This is a genomic window from Paenibacillus sp. FSL R5-0766, from assembly GCF_037971845.1.
GTDB lineage: Bacteria > Bacillota > Bacilli > Paenibacillales > Paenibacillaceae > Paenibacillus.
The window spans coordinates 82,890-103,817 of the sequence record NZ_CP150227.1; the positions used below are offsets into that span (position 1 = coordinate 82,890).

The 20,928-nt window shown below is 46.3% G+C and carries 14 protein-coding genes, 1 tRNA gene and 3 rRNA genes; 15 read left to right on the forward strand and 3 right to left on the reverse strand.

Annotated features, from left to right (window positions below):
- Positions 1-91: 91 nt before the first annotated feature.
- Entirely contained in the window at positions 92-1,429 is a 1,338-nt protein-coding gene (locus tag MKY66_RS00395) for a TrkH family potassium uptake protein (protein ID WP_076216741.1), read from the forward strand.
- A gap of 86 nt (positions 1,430-1,515) precedes the next feature.
- Here MKY66_RS00395 and MKY66_RS00400 read toward each other — a convergent pair whose 3' ends face one another.
- Positions 1,516-2,106, reverse strand: a complete 591-nt coding sequence (locus tag MKY66_RS00400) for a TetR/AcrR family transcriptional regulator (protein WP_076216740.1) — start codon at positions 2,104-2,106, stop codon at positions 1,516-1,518.
- A gap of 86 nt (positions 2,107-2,192) precedes the next feature.
- Between MKY66_RS00400 and MKY66_RS00405 the strand changes: the two genes are divergently transcribed.
- The 13 genes from MKY66_RS00405 to MKY66_RS00465 all read left to right on the forward strand — a co-directional run bounded on the left by MKY66_RS00405 (position 2,193) and on the right by MKY66_RS00465 (position 16,682).
- The gene (locus MKY66_RS00405) at positions 2,193-2,744 is read left to right on the forward strand and encodes a hypothetical protein (protein ID WP_076216739.1); all 552 of its coding nucleotides are present in this window, start codon (positions 2,193-2,195) and stop codon (positions 2,742-2,744) included.
- A 439-nt stretch (positions 2,745-3,183) separates the two neighbouring features.
- Positions 3,184-4,736: ribosomal RNA gene (locus MKY66_RS00410) — 16S ribosomal RNA — on the forward strand.
- Between the two features lie 309 nt (positions 4,737-5,045).
- Positions 5,046-7,973, forward strand: a 23S ribosomal RNA gene (locus tag MKY66_RS00415).
- 75 nt (positions 7,974-8,048) lie between these two features.
- Positions 8,049-8,165, forward strand: a 5S ribosomal RNA gene (gene rrf, locus MKY66_RS00420).
- Together the 16S, 23S and 5S rRNA genes form the textbook arrangement of a ribosomal RNA operon.
- A 367-nt stretch (positions 8,166-8,532) precedes the next feature.
- Positions 8,533-9,990 (forward strand): IMP dehydrogenase, encoded by a 1,458-nt coding sequence (guaB, locus tag MKY66_RS00425; RefSeq protein ID WP_017691330.1) that lies wholly within the window; start codon positions 8,533-8,535, stop codon positions 9,988-9,990.
- A gap of 416 nt (positions 9,991-10,406) precedes the next feature.
- Positions 10,407-11,795: a D-alanyl-D-alanine carboxypeptidase family protein gene (locus tag MKY66_RS00430; protein WP_076216990.1), complete on the forward strand. Its 1,389-nt coding sequence runs from the start codon at positions 10,407-10,409 to the stop codon at positions 11,793-11,795.
- A gap of 217 nt (positions 11,796-12,012) precedes the next feature.
- Positions 12,013-12,603 carry a pyridoxal 5'-phosphate synthase glutaminase subunit PdxT gene (gene pdxT / locus MKY66_RS00435; protein ID WP_076216991.1) on the forward strand — a complete coding sequence of 197 codons (591 nt, stop codon included), beginning with the start codon at positions 12,013-12,015 and terminating at the stop codon, positions 12,601-12,603.
- 273 nt (positions 12,604-12,876) lie between these two features.
- Positions 12,877-14,160 (forward strand): serine--tRNA ligase, encoded by a 1,284-nt coding sequence (gene serS, locus MKY66_RS00440; RefSeq protein WP_076216992.1) that lies wholly within the window; start codon positions 12,877-12,879, stop codon positions 14,158-14,160.
- A 193-nt stretch (positions 14,161-14,353) separates the two neighbouring features.
- Positions 14,354-14,442, forward strand: a tRNA-Ser gene (locus tag MKY66_RS00445).
- 192 nt (positions 14,443-14,634) lie between these two features.
- Positions 14,635-14,973 carry a hypothetical protein gene (locus MKY66_RS00450; protein WP_036607297.1) on the forward strand — a complete coding sequence of 113 codons (339 nt, stop codon included), beginning with the start codon at positions 14,635-14,637 and terminating at the stop codon, positions 14,971-14,973.
- 29 nt (positions 14,974-15,002) lie between these two features.
- Positions 15,003-15,179: a hypothetical protein gene (locus tag MKY66_RS00455; RefSeq protein ID WP_017691325.1), complete on the forward strand. Its 177-nt coding sequence runs from the start codon at positions 15,003-15,005 to the stop codon at positions 15,177-15,179.
- Positions 15,180-15,201: 22 nt separating this feature from the next.
- Positions 15,202-15,354: a small acid-soluble spore protein P gene (locus tag MKY66_RS00460; protein ID WP_036607296.1), complete on the forward strand. Its 153-nt coding sequence runs from the start codon at positions 15,202-15,204 to the stop codon at positions 15,352-15,354.
- A 233-nt stretch (positions 15,355-15,587) separates the two neighbouring features.
- A complete protein-coding gene (locus MKY66_RS00465) occupies positions 15,588-16,682 on the forward strand; it encodes a hypothetical protein (RefSeq protein WP_076216993.1) in 1,095 nt (364 codons plus the stop codon).
- Between the two features lie 265 nt (positions 16,683-16,947).
- On the opposite strand, the gene MKY66_RS00470 is transcribed toward MKY66_RS00465, so the two are convergent.
- Entirely contained in the window at positions 16,948-17,517 is a 570-nt protein-coding gene (locus tag MKY66_RS00470; RefSeq protein WP_076216994.1) for a GNAT family protein, read from the reverse strand.
- A gap of 234 nt (positions 17,518-17,751) precedes the next feature.
- On the reverse strand, positions 17,752-18,252 hold the full coding sequence (gene tadA / locus MKY66_RS00475; protein ID WP_076216995.1) for a tRNA adenosine(34) deaminase TadA: 501 nt from the start codon (positions 18,250-18,252) through the stop codon (positions 17,752-17,754).
- 332 nt (positions 18,253-18,584) lie between these two features.
- On the opposite strand from tadA, the gene MKY66_RS00480 reads away from it, so the two are divergent.
- On the forward strand, positions 18,585-20,924 hold the full coding sequence (locus MKY66_RS00480; protein ID WP_076217014.1) for an ATP-binding protein: 2,340 nt from the start codon (positions 18,585-18,587) through the stop codon (positions 20,922-20,924).
- Positions 20,925-20,928 lie beyond the last annotated feature (4 nt).

Sequence of the window (20,928 nt, forward strand, 5' to 3'; positions counted from 1 at the left end):
GCCCTTGCTCTCAGCACACCATTAGGGTAACACCGCGTCTTGAATTTGTTAGATTAACCTGTTCGTATTTTTGTTAAAAGAGGTGCCCTTCATGAAGTTCAGGCTTCACTTTGCCAAATTCTTATCTCCTCCGTTAATTCTGGTCGGTGGTTTTCTGCTTATCATTGCGATGGGAACGGTGCTTCTCATGTTGCCAATCTCCAACCAAAGCGGTATGCATTTGGCGTTTATTGATGCGCTCTTTACATCAACCTCTGCCGCATGTGTGACTGGACTTGTCGTTGTGGATGTAGGGACGACGTTTAATTTGTTTGGTCAGATCGTCATTATGGTATTAATGCAGCTTGGTGGACTCGGCTTCATGACTATGGCTACTCTCTTTGCGCTAGTGTTGGGCAAACGAATCTCGCTCAAGGACAGGCTATTACTCAAAGAAGCCATTAATGCAGACAGTATGGAAGGGATAGTACGCATTATCCGCAAAGTGTTGATTTTCTCCTTTACCATTGAAGGGGTGGCTGCCGTCATACTGGCGCTGCGCTGGGCAACGGAGATGTCAATTGGTCAGGCTATATACTATGGATTATTCCATTCCGTTTCCCTGTTTAATAATGGCGGATTTGATCTGTTCGGCAACAGCTTCCAATACTACACCGGAGACTGGCTATTCAATGTGACTGCTTCTGTGCTCGTTATTTCTGGTGGACTTGGATTTGTAGTATTGAATGACCTGTTTGAGTATCGCAAACGCCGCCGTCTATCTCTTCAGTCCAAACTGGTGCTGTCTGTATCTGGAGCGCTGATCGGTATAGGAGCGATTGTGTTGTTTGTTTTCGAATTCACCAATGGACATACACTGGCTTCACTCACCTGGAGCGAGAAGATCTATGCGTCCTTCTTCCAGTCTGTCTCTACACGTTCGTCGGGAACAAGTACAATCGATATCACGGAGATGAGGCAGGCTACCCAATTTTTCTTCATTCTGCTGATGTTTATCGGGGCCTCCCCGGGATCGACCGGGGGCGGGATCAAGACGACTACATTCCTGATCATGATTGGTGCAGTGTATGCCATGATTCGGGGGAATAAGGATATTGTGTTTTTCCGTCAGCGTGTTCCGAAAGAACTGCTAATGAGGGCGCTAACCATTATTATGGTTTCTCTGATCATATTCGTGATCGTGGTGATGCTTCTGCTTACGACAGAGGATGCGCCATTCCTTTCACTGATGTTTGAAGCTGCATCCGCAATCGGTACCGTGGGTCTTTCTGTGGGAGTGACTGATGAGTTGACCAATTGGGGCAAAATCATTATTACCTTTACCATGTTTGTAGGCCGGATTGGGCCATTAACCATCGCGTATGCCCTTCGTCCTCGCAAAGAGAAGAAACTGTATCGTCATCCGGAAGGCCGGATCATTATCGGATAAAAAGAAAAACCGTCAGACATTCAGAACTAACTCCTGTTATCGTAACGGGCCTTAGTCACAACGAATGTGCTGCGGTTTTTTTTGGTTTAACGACACAAGGAAGCAAGGTGCAAAGTGAGAACATCGTCCATGAGCCTGCCATTCATCTGATCTGGTCTAAGCACGGTATGGATACCCAAGCCATCCACCAGTGCATACAATCTCTCGATCTCCAGTTCTTTGTCCAGATCAGGTTTGGAGAGATCGAGTTTAATCAAGTAGGTGATAACAGAACCTACAGCTTTTCTAAGTTCATCATATACGGTATTAGCAAGTTCTTTGAGTGTAGGATCGGTTTTCGATCTGGCTGTAAAAGCGTACCACACCTCCATTTCGGCCAGTTTTTCTTCCGTGTTTGGTAAGAATTCGAGCAATAGGCGTTTCATATTGTCCATCGGAGAGCCGGTGAAGGACATTTGTTGGACTCGATGAGACACCCGTTCAGATACCAAATTCATAGCATATAGTAGTAGTTCCGATTGAGTAGAAAAGTAGTGACGCATCGAACCGACCGAAATTCCAGCTTCTTCAGCGATATTTCGAACAGAGGCTTGTTCCATGCCATCTCTCCGTATAATACGCCATGCTGCCTCGGCTACGATCATACGCTGTTTATCGTGATCAACAATTTTAGGCATAGGCATATTATATCACTGTTGATTATTATAGTACAGACGTGCTAAATTATATTTAATACATTTGTATCAAAAAAGGAGAGGCTGAAATGATTGGTTATTTCATTATAGGTTGTGAGATCGCATTTTGGGTGTTTGTGTTCACAGGTCTGAGTGTCAGGTATCTCCTTGGCATGAAGCGGTTAGGCATCGGTTTGTTAACGGTCACGCCGGTTATTGATCTGTTATTGCTGGTAGCTACAGTTATGGATCTACAGGGAGGAGCTACAGCAAGTATGATTCATGGTATAGCTGCGGTGTATATAGGAGTAAGCATTGCTTATGGTCATCAGATGATCGCTTGGGCGGATCGATATTTCCTATATTGGTTCAAGGGTGGAGAGAATCCTCGCAGCAGCAAGTTATATGGTAGAGAACATGCGAGTCGTGAGCGTAGTGGATGGTTTAGACATCTATTGGCTTGGGCTATAGGAAGTGCTTTTTTATTCGCCATGATATGGTGGATTGGAGATGCTGAACGTACAGCTGCCTTCGATAATCTGATCAGAGTGTGGGGAATAATACTCGGAATCGATTTTCTGATAAGCTTTAGTTATAGTTTATGGCCAAGAAAGGTTCCTGCTAGGAATGTTAAACATTAAAAAGCTGGGTGAGCGTGCATACGAACTGGCTAAGTTGGGAGAACCCGTATGTACGCCCCGTATTAAATCAAACCGATTGTTAATATAGATTCAAAAAAAGACTTGCAATGCAAATCTGTACATGGTATATTCTAATTCCGGCCAAGAAAACACGGTTTACACGGTGCGGCAAGCAAATGAAATAAGCTTCGAAAGAAACTTAAAAAAAGAGCTTGCAAAGTTGGTGCGGATGTGATAAGATATAAAAGTTGCTGAGGAGAACAACGCTCGGTAACAAAACAAGTTTGATCTTTGAAAACTGAACAACGAGTGAGTAAACATTCTGCTTGCAGAATGAACGCAAAAGTTTGAGACAAGTCTTGGCTTGGATCGGCTGGAGCACAAATGAGATTTTTAATCTCGTCAGATTCAAAATGAGCTTATCGCTCTTTTCAATATTTTATTGGAGAGTTTGATCCTGGCTCAGGACGAACGCTGGCGGCATGCCTAATACATGCAAGTCGAGCGGAGTTGATAGGAAGCTTGCTTCCTTGATACTTAGCGGCGGACGGGTGAGTAACACGTAGGCAACCTGCCCTCAAGTTTGGGACAACTACCGGAAACGGTAGCTAATACCGAATAATTGTTTCCTTCGCCTGAAGGAAACTGGAAAGACGGAGCAATCTGTCACTTGGGGATGGGCCTGCGGCGCATTAGCTAGTTGGTGGGGTAACGGCTCACCAAGGCGACGATGCGTAGCCGACCTGAGAGGGTGATCGGCCACACTGGGACTGAGACACGGCCCAGACTCCTACGGGAGGCAGCAGTAGGGAATCTTCCGCAATGGGCGAAAGCCTGACGGAGCAATGCCGCGTGAGTGATGAAGGTTTTCGGATCGTAAAGCTCTGTTGCCAGGGAAGAACGCTTGGGAGAGTAACTGCTCTCAAGGTGACGGTACCTGAGAAGAAAGCCCCGGCTAACTACGTGCCAGCAGCCGCGGTAATACGTAGGGGGCAAGCGTTGTCCGGAATTATTGGGCGTAAAGCGCGCGCAGGCGGTCATTTAAGTCTGGTGTTTAATCCCGGGGCTCAACCCCGGATCGCACTGGAAACTGGGTGACTTGAGTGCAGAAGAGGAGAGTGGAATTCCACGTGTAGCGGTGAAATGCGTAGATATGTGGAGGAACACCAGTGGCGAAGGCGACTCTCTGGGCTGTAACTGACGCTGAGGCGCGAAAGCGTGGGGAGCAAACAGGATTAGATACCCTGGTAGTCCACGCCGTAAACGATGAGTGCTAGGTGTTAGGGGTTTCGATACCCTTGGTGCCGAAGTTAACACATTAAGCACTCCGCCTGGGGAGTACGGTCGCAAGACTGAAACTCAAAGGAATTGACGGGGACCCGCACAAGCAGTGGAGTATGTGGTTTAATTCGAAGCAACGCGAAGAACCTTACCAGGTCTTGACATCCCTCTGACCGGTACAGAGATGTATCTTTCCTTCGGGACAGAGGAGACAGGTGGTGCATGGTTGTCGTCAGCTCGTGTCGTGAGATGTTGGGTTAAGTCCCGCAACGAGCGCAACCCTTATATTTAGTTGCCAGCACTTCGGGTGGGCACTCTAGATAGACTGCCGGTGACAAACCGGAGGAAGGTGGGGATGACGTCAAATCATCATGCCCCTTATGACCTGGGCTACACACGTACTACAATGGCCGGTACAACGGGCTGCGAAATCGCGAGATGGAGCCAATCCCAACAAAGCCGGTCTCAGTTCGGATTGCAGGCTGCAACTCGCCTGCATGAAGTCGGAATTGCTAGTAATCGCGGATCAGCATGCCGCGGTGAATACGTTCCCGGGTCTTGTACACACCGCCCGTCACACCACGAGAGTTTATAACACCCGAAGTCGGTGGGGTAACCGCAAGGAGCCAGCCGCCGAAGGTGGGATAGATGATTGGGGTGAAGTCGTAACAAGGTAGCCGTATCGGAAGGTGCGGCTGGATCACCTCCTTTCTATGGAGAATCGTTTCCTGCAACGGAAACATTCAAATAAGCAGCTTAGCTGCAAAACACTCACTCGTTGCTCAGTTTTGAGAGCTCAAACTCTCAAACAGCTTGCTTTTGCATGGAGCTTGTTCTTTGAAAACTAGATATCGAAACGAAACAAACGCGAATTAGAACATTCCTTTAAGCTAAACTTGTGCAAACAAGTCAAGTGTATAAAGGTAGTTAAATTGCTTTTGTGATGGTATCGGGTGAGAGCGACTTTTGGCTTTGCGCAAGCAAAACAAGGGAAGCGAGCGACCGAAACCGGAACAAAATGGTTAAGCTACTAAGAGCACACGGAGGATGCCTAGGCGCTAGGAGCCGATGAAGGACGTGGCGAACAACGAAACTGCCTCGGGGAGCTGTAAGCAAGCTTTGATCCGGGGGTGTCCGAATGGGGAAACCCAGCTGGGGTAATTTCCAGTTACTCACAACTGAATACATAGGTTGTGTAGAGGCATACCAGGGGAACTGAAACATCTAAGTACCCTGAGGAAGAGAAAACAATAGTGATTCCGTCAGTAGCGGCGAGCGAACGCGGAGAAGCCCAAACCAAAGAGCTTGCTCTTTGGGGTTGTGGGACGTCTCACATGGAGTTACAAAGGAACCGGTTAAGCGAAGAGGTCTGGAAAGGCCCGCCAAAGAAGGTAAAAGCCCTGTAGTTGAAAGTCTGTTCCCTCCGAGACGGATCCCGAGTAGTGCGGGGCACGTGAAACCCCGTATGAATCCGGCAGGACCATCTGCCAAGGCTAAATACTTCCTAGCGACCGATAGTGAAGCAGTACCGTGAGGGAAAGGTGAAAAGCACCCCGGAAGGGGAGTGAAATAGAACCTGAAACCGTGTGCTTACAAAAAGTCAGAGCCCGTTTTAGGGGTGATGGCGTGCCTTTTGTAGAATGAACCGGCGAGTTACGTTCCCGTGCAAGGTTAAGGTGAAGAGCCGGAGCCGCAGCGAAAGCGAGTCTGAATAGGGCGACATAGTACGTGGACGTAGACCCGAAACCGGGTGATCTACCCCTGTCCAGGGTGAAGGTGCGGTAACACGCACTGGAGGCCCGAACCCACGCATGTTGAAAAATGCGGGGATGAGGTGGGGGTAGCGGAGAAATTCCAATCGAACTCGGAGATAGCTGGTTCTCCCCGAAATAGCTTTAGGGCTAGCCTCGGAAAACAGAGTCGTGGAGGTAGAGCACTGATTGGGTGCGGGGCCCGCAAGGGTTACCAAGCTCAGTCAAACTCCGAATGCCATAGACTTACTTCCGGGAGTCAGACAGTGAGTGCTAAGATCCATTGTCAAAAGGGAAACAGCCCAGACCATCAGCTAAGGTCCCCAAGTGTGTGTTAAGTGGGAAAGGATGTGGAGTTGCACAGACAACCAGGATGTTGGCTTAGAAGCAGCCATCATTTAAAGAGTGCGTAATAGCTCACTGGTCGAGTGACTCTGCGCCGAAAATGTAACGGGGCTAAACACACCACCGAAGCTATGGCTTGATGCTATGCATCAGGGGTAGGGGAGCGTTGTATAAGGGTTGAAGGTGTACCGTAAGGAGCGCTGGACATTATACAAGTGAGAATGCCGGTATGAGTAACGAAAAGATCAGTGAGAATCTGATCCGCCGAAAGCCTAAGGGTTCCTGAGGAAGGCTCGTCCGCTCAGGGTAAGTCGGGACCTAAGGCGAGGCCGAAAGGCGTAGTCGAAGGACAACAGGTCGAAATTCCTGTACCACCGTAAGCCGTTATGAGCAATGGGGGGACGCAGTAGGGTAGTGACGCGGACTGATGGATGTCCGTCTAAGCAGTAAGGCTGATGTGTAGGCAAATCCGCACATTGTAAGGCTGAGCTGTGATGGGGAGCGAAAATTATAGTAGCGAAGGTCATGATCTCACACTGCCAAGAAAAGCCTCTAGCCAGGTGATGGTGCCCGTACCGCAAACCGACACAGGTAGGCGAGAAGAGTATTCTAAGGCGCGCGGAAGAACTCTCGTTAAGGAACTCGGCAAAATGACCCCGTAACTTCGGGAGAAGGGGTGCCCCGGTAGTGTGAATAGCACGAGGGGGCCGCAGTGAAAAGGCCCAAGCGACTGTTTAGCAAAAACACAGGTCTGTGCGAAGCCGTAAGGCGAAGTATACGGGCTGACGCCTGCCCGGTGCTGGAAGGTTAAGGGGAGTGGTTAGGGAGCGATCCCGAAGCTGTGAACCGAAGCCCCAGTAAACGGCGGCCGTAACTATAACGGTCCTAAGGTAGCGAAATTCCTTGTCAGGTAAATTCTGACCCGCACGAATGGCGTAACGACTTGGGCGCTGTCTCAACGAGAGATCCGGTGAAATTTTAATACCTGTGAAGATGCAGGTTACCCGCGACAAGACGGAAAGACCCCATGGAGCTTTACTGCAGCTTGATATTGAATTTGGGTACGATCTGTACAGGATAGGTGGGAGCCTTTGAAGTGTGAGCGCCAGCTTGCATGGAGGCAACGTTGGGATACCACCCTGATCGTATCTAGGTTCTAACCTGGTACCGTAATCCGGTGCGGGGACAGTGTCAGGTGGGCAGTTTGACTGGGGCGGTCGCCTCCTAAAGAGTAACGGAGGCGCCCAAAGGTTCCCTCAGAATGGTTGGAAATCATTCGAAGAGTGCAAAGGCATAAGGGAGCTTGACTGCGAGACCTACAAGTCGAGCAGGGACGAAAGTCGGGCTTAGTGATCCGGTGGTACCGCATGGAAGGGCCATCGCTCAACGGATAAAAGCTACCCTGGGGATAACAGGCTTATCTCCCCCAAGAGTCCACATCGACGGGGAGGTTTGGCACCTCGATGTCGGCTCATCGCATCCTGGGGCTGAAGTAGGTCCCAAGGGTTGGGCTGTTCGCCCATTAAAGCGGTACGCGAGCTGGGTTCAGAACGTCGTGAGACAGTTCGGTCCCTATCTGTCGTGGGCGTAGGAAATTTGAGAGGAGCTGTCCTTAGTACGAGAGGACCGGGATGGACGTACCGCTGGTGTACCAGTTGTTCCGCCAGGAGCACCGCTGGGTAGCTATGTACGGACGGGATAAACGCTGAAAGCATCTAAGCGTGAAGCCCCCCTCAAGATGAGATTTCCCAGTATGTAAGACCCCTTGAAGACGACGAGGTAGATAGGCTGGGGGTGGAAGTGCAGCAATGCATGGAGCTGACCAGTACTAATCGGTCGAGGGCTTATCCAATAGCAAGTTTAATTCGCATGTTTCGTTTCGAATCTAGTTTTCAGAGAACAACAACTCTGAAATGTAAGCTACGCGTTTGGTGGCGATGGCGGAGGGGTTCCACACGTACCCATCCCGAACACGACCGTTAAGCCCTCTAGCGCCGATGGTACTTGGACCGCAGGGTCCTGGGAGAGTAGGACGCCGCCAAGCAAAGAACCACTTCCGATGTTATTCGGTGGTGGTTTTTATTATATAGTTTTATTATGCAGTATGGGATTAAAATACAGATTGAATTTGGTAATTTATCAGCACAATAGTATGTATAAAAGTAACGTTATTCGATACGAATTGGCGTTTTTTTGCGTAATAACTAGACTTGTCCGCTCTGGAAAAACAGTTGTGTTCATCAGGCAATACACCTGCTATAACCAGGTACTTTTCCTTGACAGTCTAAATATCGCTTTGCTAAGATGGCAATAATAAATTTTTCAGAAAACGTATTTTCGGCGTAAAATACAGCCTGGAATCTTCGGGTTTTGGACCGTAAAGCTGAGCAAACATAAGGAGGAACACTTGCGTGTGGGAAGATAAATTTGGTAAGGAAGGCCTCACCTTTGATGATGTATTGCTAGTGCCACGGAAATCCGAGACACTGCCTAAAGAAGTAGATGTATCTATTCGTTTGAGTGATACTGTAAAGCTAAATATTCCTTTGATCAGTGCGGGTATGGATACGGTAACTGAAGCGACATTGGCTATTGCCATTGCACGTGAAGGCGGTATCGGTATTATCCATAAAAATATGTCGGTTGAACAACAGGCAGAAGAAGTAGATCGTGTTAAACGTTCGGAGAGTGGTGTTATTACGAATCCATTCTCACTGACGGCAGATCATCTGGTGTCTGATGCGGAAGCAGTAATGGCGAAATATCGGATCTCCGGTGTACCTATTATTGAAGGAGATCAGAAGCTGGTTGGTATTTTGACTAACCGCGATTTGCGTTTTATTCATGATTACGGCATCAAAATTAGCGAAGTCATGACTCGTGAGAATCTGGTTACCGCTCCTGTTGGCACTACACTGCAAGAAGCTGAAGGTATCCTTCAAAAGCACAAGATTGAGAAACTTCCATTAGTTGATGAGACAAACACATTGAAAGGTCTTATCACAATTAAAGATATTGAAAAAGCCATTCAATTCCCTCATGCAGCCAAAGACGCTCAAGGTCGTTTGTTGGTTGGTGCAGCGATTGGTATCTCCAAAGATACATTCGAACGTGCAGATGCTTTGGTACAAGCTGGTGTCGACCTGATTACGGTAGACTCGGCTCACGGACACCACATCAATATCATTGAAGCTGTACGTCAGCTTCGTGAACGTTTCCCTAGCCTGACCATCGTTGCAGGTAACGTCGCTACTGGCGCAGCCACTCGTGACCTGATCGAAGCAGGGGCTTCAGTAGTCAAAGTGGGTATTGGTCCAGGTTCGATTTGTACAACACGTGTTATCGCTGGTATTGGTGTACCTCAAGTAACTGCAGTCTACGATTGTGCAACAGTGGCACGCGAATATGGAGTTCCGATTATCGCGGACGGCGGAATCAAATATTCCGGTGAAATTACGAAGGCACTGGCTGCAGGTGCACACGCGGTGATGCTGGGAAGTTTGTTTGCCGGCACAGCGGAAAGCCCGGGGGAAACTGAGATCTTCCAAGGACGTAGCTACAAAGTTTATCGCGGTATGGGTTCAATGGCAGCAATGAAACAAGGTAGTAAAGATCGTTACTTCCAGGATGATGACAAAAAACTGGTTCCAGAAGGAATTGAGGGTCGTGTCGCTTACAAAGGTCCATTGTCTGATACGATTCACCAACTGATTGGTGGTCTGCGTTCCGGTATGGGTTACTGCGGTACAAGCAACCTGGAGCAGCTTCGGAACGATACTGGCTTTATTCGTATTACCGGTGCGGGACTGCGCGAAAGTCATCCCCATGATGTACAGATTACCAAAGAAGCACCTAACTACTCGTTGTAATCGGAAGAGAGTTAATCATTTCCAGGACAGGCTCGGTGATTTTCACCGGGTCTGTCTTTTTTTGCAGATACCCCTGTGATAGAATAGAACAAGCGGTGACGATCCATGGATGGATTAAGGCGTTGCGGCGGCTATTTGACGTGAATCTATGAATATGGTTTTGAAAAGCAAATGCAGTGCCAGAAAAGGCTGCCAGGTAAACAGAAGCGCGGACGTCCTTTTACATAAGCATTTGCAAAATGCGGACTAAGTGACAATCGATAACGAACTTTAGGAGCAATAATATTGCTCGTTCGATACAGCGCATATAGCACACAACTCGTACATCAAACACGCAGGTTAGGGAACAAGAAAATCGCAGCATAAGCTGCACTGAAGCAATTAACAATGCTTTGGATCGAAGGGAGTATTCATCATTGAAAGCCAAACACATGAATAAAAAGAAACGCCAAATGCTCAAAAAGAGCGTAGCCTCGGTAATGCTAATTAACATGCTTTGCATGTCTGCAGTAATGCCGGTCATGGCTGCTGCGGACAACTCCGGTCAGGTTCTGACTGCTGCGGCAACAACAACAAAGACGGAGAAAGCTGTACAGGTGCCTGGGGTAGACTCGCTTGGGCTTGAGGTTAGATCTGCGGTGCTAATGGAAGCCTCAACGGGACAGATTCTACTAAATGTCGATGCGGATAAAGCGATGCCACCTGCAAGTATGACCAAAATGATGACAGAGTACATTGTCGCCGAACAAGTCAAACAAGGTAAATTCGGTTGGGACGATATTGTAACTGTTAAAAAGAATGCTGCACAAAGTATCGGGTCGCGAATTTTCCTCGCGGAAGGTGACCAGCACACAGTTAAGGATCTCTATATTGCTATGGCTGTTGGCTCTGCCAATGATGCTACGGTTGCTTTGGCTGAACATGTTGCCGGTTCGGAAGAAGCTTTCGTGAAAATGATGAATGATGAAGCGAAGCGTATGGGCATGAAGGATACCTTCTTTATCAACTCTTCCGGTCTCGACCGAGCAGATATGCCTGCTGATTTCCGCCCAGCTGAAGACAAGGAAACTGTGATGTCCGCTCTAGATGCTGCAATTCTATGCCGATACATCATTATGGATCACCCGGACTACACAGAATTTACAACTATTCAATCCTACAAGTTCCGTCCCAATGATAAAGCTCCAATTATCAATTATAACTGGATGCTGGAAGCGAATAAAAATATAACCAATTTCAAAAGCTATGCCTATGAAGGTCTGGATGGAATGAAAACAGGCCATACCACGAACGCAGGTAATAACTTTACAGGTACAGCAGAACGTAACGGTATGCGTCTAATTAGTGTTGTTATGGGCACAGATTCGGAATCCGCACGTTTCAGAGAAACTAAAAAGGTATTGGACTATGGATTTAACAACTTTGAAGTGAAACAGGCTGTTGCAGGCAAGACCAAAGTGACGGGCTGGGAAGCGGTACCTTTGAAAAAAGGGAAAGAAACAACCGTTCCTGTTGTAACTGATAATGCGGTAAGTTTTGTTGTTCCCAAAGGTACTCAGAACCTGAATGTGACGTTCAAAGCTAACGTAAATGAGGCTGATAAGCTGGTAGCACCAATCAAGGCAGGTACGAAAGTGGGTACGGTAACGTACACGTATAAAGCAGATGGAATTGAGCCACAGGAAAAAACAGTGAACTTGATCACTGCTGAAGAGGCTGAAAAAGGCGGATGGTTCCGTTTGTTCTTCCGTGCCGTGAAGGATTTCTTCGTAGATCTCTTTGACGGGATCAAAAACTTGTTCTAACCCTTAGCAAACTTCATTAAAAGAGTATGATCATGATTTTGATGTATATGTGATCATATCATTGACAAAATACAAGTTATTCCGACCGGATGGATTGTATATTTACAATTTTTCCGGTAAAATATCAAGTTAGAATTCACGTATGATGAAGTAAAAAAGTACAATGTTCGTTTACCGTATGCAAGATCGTGGCTGGTAAGAGAAGGGGAATGAGCGTATGAAGATCGGCGTTTTAGCACTTCAAGGAGCTGTAACAGAGCATATTCGAAGTATTGAACGTGCTGGAGCAGAAGGTATAGCTATCAAACAGGTTCAGCAATTGGAGGACTTGGATGGTCTTATCCTCCCTGGCGGGGAAAGCACGACGATCGGTAAACTGATGCGCAAGTATGGGTTTATGGATGCCATTCGCACGTTTGCTGCTGAAGGCAAACCGGTATTTGGTACCTGTGCTGGCTTGATCGTTATGGCTAAACACATTGCAGGGCAAGAAGAAGCTCATTTGGAGCTAATGGATATGACTGTATCCCGAAATGCATTTGGACGGCAGAGAGAAAGTTTTGAGACGGATTTGCCGGTCAAAGGCATTGAGGAAACGGTAAGGGCTGTGTTTATACGGGCACCCTTGATCGAGAGTGTCGGAGACCAGGTCGAAGTTCTCTCCACATACAAGGATGAGATTGTTACCGCTCGTCAGGGGCATTTGCTGGCTTGCTCCTACCATCCGGAATTGACGGATGACTATCGTCTGCATACTTATTTTGTAGACATGGCCAGATCCTACAAACACACGGTAGACTCTAAATAATGCATGATGTACAACCTATGATCTCCCGGTCATCGGATCACTTCCCCAGAAGCCTTGTAAGGCCGCTGGATGGCAGTTGCATCTGAACGGATGCCTGATGTTGCCTGTATCTGCTTCAAAGCGGGAATCGCAGCGGAGGGTGACACCGGGGATATAGGTTGTTTTTTGGGTTACAGGTTCCGATAAGTATATAGTAAGGTATATACAGTAGAGTTTTGAGAATGGATTTAACATAAGGCTTCACGTTGTGAGGTTATTTAGGAGGGGTATATCGTGCTTGATGTGAAAATATTGCGGAATGAGTATGCACGTGTAGAAGAAGCATTGACTAAACGTGGCAAATCGCTGGATCTTATCGCTGGATTTACCGAGATGGATGCCAAGCGTCGGGAATTGCTTCAAGAGAGTGAAACGCTGAAGAGTCGTCGGAATACGGTCTCCGCGGAAGTTGCTAGACTGAAGAAAAATCGTGAGAATGCAGATGATCTGATTGTGGAGATGCGTGAAGTCTCTGATCGAATCAAAGCCATGGACGAGGAAGTTCGGGAACTGGAAGTGAAGATCAATGATCTCACAATGGCGATTCCAAACATTCCTAACGAAAGTGTACCTATTGGAGCTTCTGAAGACGACAATGTTGAGATTCGTCGTTGGGAAGAGCCGAAGTCATTTACTTTTGCACCAAAAGCACACTGGGAAATTGCGCAGGATCTCGATATTCTTGATTTTGAAGCGGCTGCCAAAGTAACAGGTTCCCGTTTTACCTTTTATAAAGGTCTGGGTGCACGTCTCGAACGTGCATTGATTAACTTCATGATGGATCTGCACAGCGATCAACATGGATATGAAGAGATTCTGCCTCCATACATCGTTAATCGGGACAGCTTGTTTGGAACAGGTCAACTGCCTAAGTTCGAAGAAGATCTGTTCAAGTTGAAAGATACTGAATATTATCTGATTCCTACTGCTGAAGTTCCGGTAACGAACTACCATCGCGAAGAGATTCTGAATGTAGATCAATTGCCTAAGCACTTTGTGGCATACAGCTCTTGTTTCCGCTCTGAAGCCGGTTCGGCTGGACGGGATACACGCGGCTTGATTCGTCAGCATCAATTCAACAAAGTAGAGCTGCTCAAGCTCTCTACTCCAGAGACTTCGTATGAAGAGTTGGAGCAAATGACTCAAAATGCGGAGCGTGTGCTTCAATTATTGGGCTTGCCGTATCGCGTTCTGACATTGTGTACCGCAGATATGGGCTTCACTTCAGCTAAAACGTATGATATTGAAGTATGGTTGCCTGAGAGCAATACCTATCGTGAGATTTCTTCTTGCTCTAACTGTGAGGACTTCCAGGCACGTCGTGCCAATATCCGTTTCCGCAGAGAGCCAAAAGCCAAACCGGAATTTGTTCATACATTGAACGGGTCGGGATTGGCTGTTGGACGGACGGTAGCGGCTATCCTGGAGAACTATCAACAGGAAGATGGTACGGTTGTTATTCCTGAAGCACTGCGTCCTTATATGGGCGGCACCAGTGTGATTGCACGTCGCTCTTAAGAGTTAGCTAACCATCCTCATCAAGAGGAATACAAATTCAATCCGTCATTTTGGAATGGCGGATTGGAGTGTTTTGTATAACGGAGACAGTTGTCTGATTAGAATTATCAATTTTCATATAAAAAGGTTGCATTATAATGTCGAGATGTGGTATGATACTTTTCGTGGCAAGTTTATAAAAGTTAATTTCCCTGGAGAGGTACCGAAGCGGTCATAACGGGGCGGTCTTGAAAACCGTTAGGGGGCAACTCCACGTGGGTTCGAATCCCACCCTCTCCGCCATACTATACTTATAACAAGGACTCGAGCGATCTCGCTCGGGTCCTTTTTTGCGTTGTGAGTTTGTTAAACGTAGTTAGCATACAGGTTGGCGACCGATGTATACGTTGCACAGTACAACGTTATATTTGGAATAAGGTTAATATGTATAAAAACATCTTCATCGCCGCACTTTATAGGAGTGGAGGTGGTAAGATGAACCGCGAGTTAAACATCGATCAGACAGAGCTTGTAGGGGCTTGGCAAGAACGTTTGCCTCAAGTCCTGAATGTTGGAGACCAGGCTCAGGTAATGGCCGATGAAGCCGATCAGCAGGCGATTCGGATACACATTGCTACAGCAGGGCACGAGATGTACTCTTTTGATTTCAAATGTGCATATGTCGATTCCCGTGAAGTCAGCGTACAGCTAATTGATGTGGAACGGGATGGACGAACGACTGATGAGCGTACAGAACCGATTCAGGAACTGGCTCACGATTATACACGGCACATTCATGAATGCGCCCAGTCGTTACAATCCCAGACGAGATAATAGCCTGAAATTTGAAGGAGTGAACTCAATTGACTAAAGCCAAAGCGGGAGTAGACAAAAACCTGCAAAATGTAGTCGATGATCTGGAGCAGCCTGCCGTAAACAGTCATCATGCCCAGCAAATTCAGCAAGATATTAATGATCGTCGTCATCAGGATGCACTGAATCATGACAAAACGGAAGATAGGGACCCATCCCATTCCTAACCAATGATGAGGGGGCAATAATATGAGCAAACCAAAAACAATTCCCGTACCGGAAGCACAAGCATCCGAACAGCATCGTCATTCATCCAAACGCTCTTCCATGCAGGAACCATTATCCGGTTCCAAAAAAGTAAAAAACCAAAATCATGTGGATCATTTGAATCCCCAAGGTTAATAGAAGAAACAGATTCAAGCAAAAGTCCCTTGTTACCTAACAGGGGGCTTTTGCGTATTCATACATATATAAAGACAGGCACATGGTTATTCCCAAGCTGACATAGGTCTTTGTAGCCATTTTAAAGAGGAAAGATCACATTTTTCCCAAATTAGGTTTCGGTATCTGACGATATGGTATATCATTGATATTGAATTACTTTTTTTGGGGTTATCACGAGAGGAGAGAAACAAATGACTAAACGTATGGGGGCGCTTCTTCTTACGTTGCTGTTGACCGTATCTATGGCATTGACAGCATGTAGCAGCAAGCAGGAACCAAAAGAGGCATTGAAGACGGCTGCGGCCAATGCTTCCAAATTGACTTCGTATGAAATGAGTTCCAACTTTACAATTAATGAATTGAGCTATAAACCTGGGGATGCTTCACAAACGGATCCTACTATGACTCAGTTTATGAGCATGCTGAAGGATGCTCAGTTGAATGTAACAGGTGTATACCAAAGTGAGCCAATGCAGACCGAGATGACTCTTGGCATCGAGCTTAAAGGCGATATGGGTATGACCTTTAACATTCCAATGGTGATGACGGCAGAGAAACTCTATGTGAAAGTGCCGAACATTCCGTTCTTCCCGATTCCGGAGAACGTTGTAGGTAAATTCCTGGAACTTGACCTGAAAGAACTGGCTGAGCAAGAGGGTACGGAATGGAACCCGGATGCTATGGACGCAGCCAAAACTCAAAAGCTGAGCAACGAAGTCATGGACGCAGTGCTGAGCGAGTACGATCAAGCTAAATTCTTCAAAAATCTTGACACCAAAGATGCACAACTTCCTGAAGGTGTAGATGCGAAGCAGGTTGTACAATTCTCGGTGAATAATGACAATGTTAAAGAAGCAGTTACTGTACTGGTAACAAAAGCTATGCCTAAAGTATTGGATATTCTGTCCAAAGAGGAATATCGTGAAATGCTGCAAATGGATCAGGCTGATATCGACAAAGCTAAAGAAGATCTGAAAATCACTGAGGCAGATCAGGCTGAAATGGCTAAAGACTTGGATAAATTGAAAGATGTTTTGACAATTAACCAATTCAACATCGATTTCGCATTGGACAAAAACGACTTCCCGGTATATCAAAAGATGGTCGCTGATGTGCTGATCAAGCCAGAAGATACAAAAGACGAAGTGAAATTGGCATTTACCGGTTCCAATACGTACACCAAGATTAACGAAAAAGCAGCATTCAAAATCAACATCCCTACTGGCGATGACGTAATTACTATGCAAGAGTTCGAAGAACTGATGAACGCTTCATACGGATACTAATCTCGCTGAGTTCAAATAAACCGTCTGTGATTCAAGTGAGGGATAATCTCCTTCCGCTTGGATACAGGCGGTTTCTTTTTGTTACACAGCGTATGAGGGGAATCCGCAAAATAATTGATCTTTGATTTTGAATGGTGGCTGGTGATCTATACAAATAAAACCGCACTCTCTCCTACATAGCTAGAGTAGTGCGGTTTGGAATATTAAATTTGTATATTGTTGAATTGGAAATACAGACAGCTTTGTGGTGGAAATTCTAAATCAGTTAATTCGCAAGTTCGTCCAAGTCTTCAGCAAGCACAGCATAGATCTGATGATCCTGATATTTGCCGTTGATCTTGAGGTATTTGCGAGCAGTACCTTCAAACTGGAATCCGTTCTTCTCCAGTACGCGCTGTGAACCTTTGTTGGAGGGCAATACCGCAGCCTGAACCCGATTTAACTTCAGCGCACGGAAGCCATAAGCTACGGCCAGTTTAACCGCTGCTGTCATTCGTCCGCCACCCTGATAATCTGGATGGATAAAGTAACCCATATCCGCATAATTGGCAACGCCCAGTACGACATTGTTGATACTTACTTGTCCAATCAGCAGGCTGTCTTTAATGGTATAGATTCCAAATTGATATCCTGTACCTTCTTCTGCTGCCTTGACCCGATCCTCAATCCGCCGAGTCTGAGCATCCAGTGTATAGAATTCATCGTCTCGCACGGGTTCTACAGACTGGTAGGGGACGCGTGTGACCTGAATCAGGTCCAGATAGGACTGTGTATCCTGGGGTGTGAGCAACCGAAGGCTTATGCCATTGGCTGTATCATAGAGTGTTAGTGCCATTACAGCACACTTCCTTTCTAATTGGGATGTTTGTAGTGCTATATGAATTGAACTAAAGAATATTACACTTGCCACTCCGATGACAGAACAACTTTCCGATCGCTGTTATCCCCCGATTTTTCGATTCTATATTATAGAGGTGGAAATCTGGGGATAAAGGCGAACGCGTTGCTTCTTCAGGTCATTTCTGTCCTCTACGTTCTCGTGTAAATGTTTAGTTTCAATTTATATAGTTTATTTTTTACGCAGACTTCTGAAAAATTGAGTTAGCATCGTGGAGCATTCAGGCTGGAGGATATCTGGAATAACCTCGGTGCGATGGTTAAAACGAGGCTCCTGTAGCAGGTTCATCAGTGTACCTGCACAGCCTGCCTTGGGATCAGCCGTACCATAGATTACGCGGGGGACCCTTGATTGTACAATTGCACCTGCACACATTGGACAAGGTTCCAATGTGACGTACAGAGAACAATCCAACAAACGCCAAGCTCCGATGGTCTCGCTGGCCTGACGAATAGCGACCATCTCTGCATGGGCGGTGGAATCCAGTGTAGTTTCACGCAGATTGTATCCCCGACCAATAATTTGGTTATTTTGTACGATTACAGCTCCAATCGGCACTTCCCCAAGAGCCTCAGCTTTGTAGGCCTCGGCAATGGCCTCCCGCATCCAGTGCTCATGCTGAGCTTCCTCAGATAAATGCTCAAGATCGGACTGAAGAAAATGGTCAGTCATTACTATATAACTCCTTCCAAAATCGTTTATTCAGCGAACAAGTATTCGGGTTGTTAACATGTTGTGTATAGAATTGTGGATAACCATGTAGTTGCTCACATAGTTATAAACAAACTATCCACAAGCCTGTGGGTATGTGGATAAATATAGTGATTAATTTCATTGTAGGGTTCGAAAATGCAAAAAACAACGAATTTCGAGCTTTTCAGTCATTCGGTAACTTTTGGACACAGGTCAATTATCCTTTTCAAAAAGACATACAAGCGTTATGATGGAGATAGGTTTTGCCATATATCGCCAGAGGGTACAAGCCGAGAGGTGAACAAAAAAACTTGTCTATTAAAACGAAATTATCCATGATTATGTCGTGCTCAGTGCTCGTTATTTTAGTGTTGAATATCGCACTGAGTTATTATACTACAGAAGAGAATCTGAGGCAGGACAGTGAAACCAAGATGGTGCTCACTGCAAAGCAGATTGCAATTTCTGTCGAACAGAATCAATACAGTTCGGATTATGTAAAACGGCAGATTGGAAACAATCTGTGGCTTGCTGCTGTCATGGCGGCTGAAGAATTGGACCCGGATATTAATAATATCACAAATGAAGAACTTGTACGCTTGAGCCAAAAGGTCGGCGTCTCACATATTTCGTTAATGGAGCAGACGGATGATGACATCGTTGTTAGCCGCTCTTCGGATCCGAGAGAAATCGGGCTGTCCACCAAATCCATGACCTATTGGTATCAGGCCTTTAAGCAGTTGTTTGAAAAACAACAGGTGACGATTCCCCAAGGGCAGAAGTTGGAGCATTTCTGGTCAGATGGATTCGAATATTCAACCTCCAGTCCTTCGGATATTGATATCTGGGGTTACTACCATGATGGAAAGAGAAACTACATAATCAATCCTTTCTATAATAATACGGAAGTTGATGACTATGTGAAAATCTCTAGTCCGGATGAGATTTTGAATAAAATCCGTGAGGTCAATCCCTCCATTCTGGAGATTACAGGCATCAATCCGTTGACTTTTGGCAGCCCGAACATGGGTGATGACGGAAGAGATTCAAACTTTAGCAAGTTGAATAACAGACCAATTCGTTTTGGTACATACCAGTATGGTTCTACGGATGAGGATCATCGTGCTGTGGTACGCGCCATTCGAACAGGGCAAAATGTATCTTTTGTCAGTGAAACGCATGAACAGAAGGTACTGAAGAGTTTTATTCCCATTTTCACACCCAATCAGTCTTCCTATGTAATCAGTATTGTCATGGACTATAAGCAAATATCCTCCATGGTATCTGAGCAGTTGGTGAGCCATGCCTCCATATCGTTGGTTTTGCTGGAGATCGTGATCTTTGGTAGCTATCTACTCGCAGGGTATATTACACGTCCGATCCAATCCATACTGGGAAAAGTGAATGATGTAGCGGATGGGCACTTTGATTTCCGTCTGAAAGTACGGAGGAAGGATGAACTTGGCCAACTAGCCAATCGTATTAATGCCATGATTCGTAATCTGGGCCATTATACGAGCCGTCTGAAACAGATGTATGAAGAGAATCGGGCGGTGAAAGAGCATCTGGAGTCCATTATCAATCAGACAGCGGATGCCATTCACATTACGGATCTTGAAGGAAAAGTGCTGCGGGTTAACCGGGCATTTGAACAATTATATGGCTTTCGAAGTCGTGAGGTGGAAGGCCGTAATCTGAAGATCATCCCACCAGAGGCAGAAGAAGAAATGAAACGTCAGCATGCCCAACTCGTTGAGGGAATGTCCATTACGTCCAACGAAACCACCTGGATGAAGAAAGACGGGACCCGAGTAGAGGTCAGTGTCAGTACGGCTCCGGTACGAGACGAGGCTGGAGAGATTACCGCGCTGATTAGCGTCTCCAGGGACATTACAAGTCGTAATCGGATGGAAGAGCTGCTCAGACGTTCTGAGAAGCTAACAACCGTGGGCCAGCTTGCAGCAGGTGTGGCACATGAGATTCGTAATCCACTGACCACGCTGCGCGGATTCCTGCAGTTACAGCAAGAGAGCAACAAGCTGAATCATCGTCATCTGGATCTGATGTTATCGGAGCTGGATCGCATCAACCTTATCGTTGGTGAATTTCTGATTCTGGCCAAACCGCAGGCGGTTCATTTTCAGAATCGGGATATTCGTTTTATTCTTGGCGATGTCATCTCGTTACTGGATAGTCAGGCGCATCTGCATGGTGTAGAATTTGTACTGCGTGCCTCATCTGATTCGGCTATGGTACACTGTGAAGAGAACCAATTGAAGCAGGTATTCATCAATTTGCTGAAAAATGGTATGGAGGCCATGCCAAATGGAGGAAGTATCCATATCAAGCTCAAGCATGACGAGCAGTCGAAACGCGTCAGAATTGAGATTAGGGATGAAGGTATTGGTATCCCGGAAGAGATGATGCCTAAGCTTGGGGAGCCTTTCTTTACGAATAAAGAGTCTGGAACAGGGCTTGGCCTGATGGTCAGTCAGCGCATTATTCAATCACATAAGGGCATGATGGATATTAAAAGCGTCATGAACAAGGGAACAACGGTTATTATTGAACTGCCTGCATCCGAGCAACAATCGGAAGTCATTGAGGTAGATCAGGTAACGGATGAACCACTTACAGATGAAGAGAAATAGATGA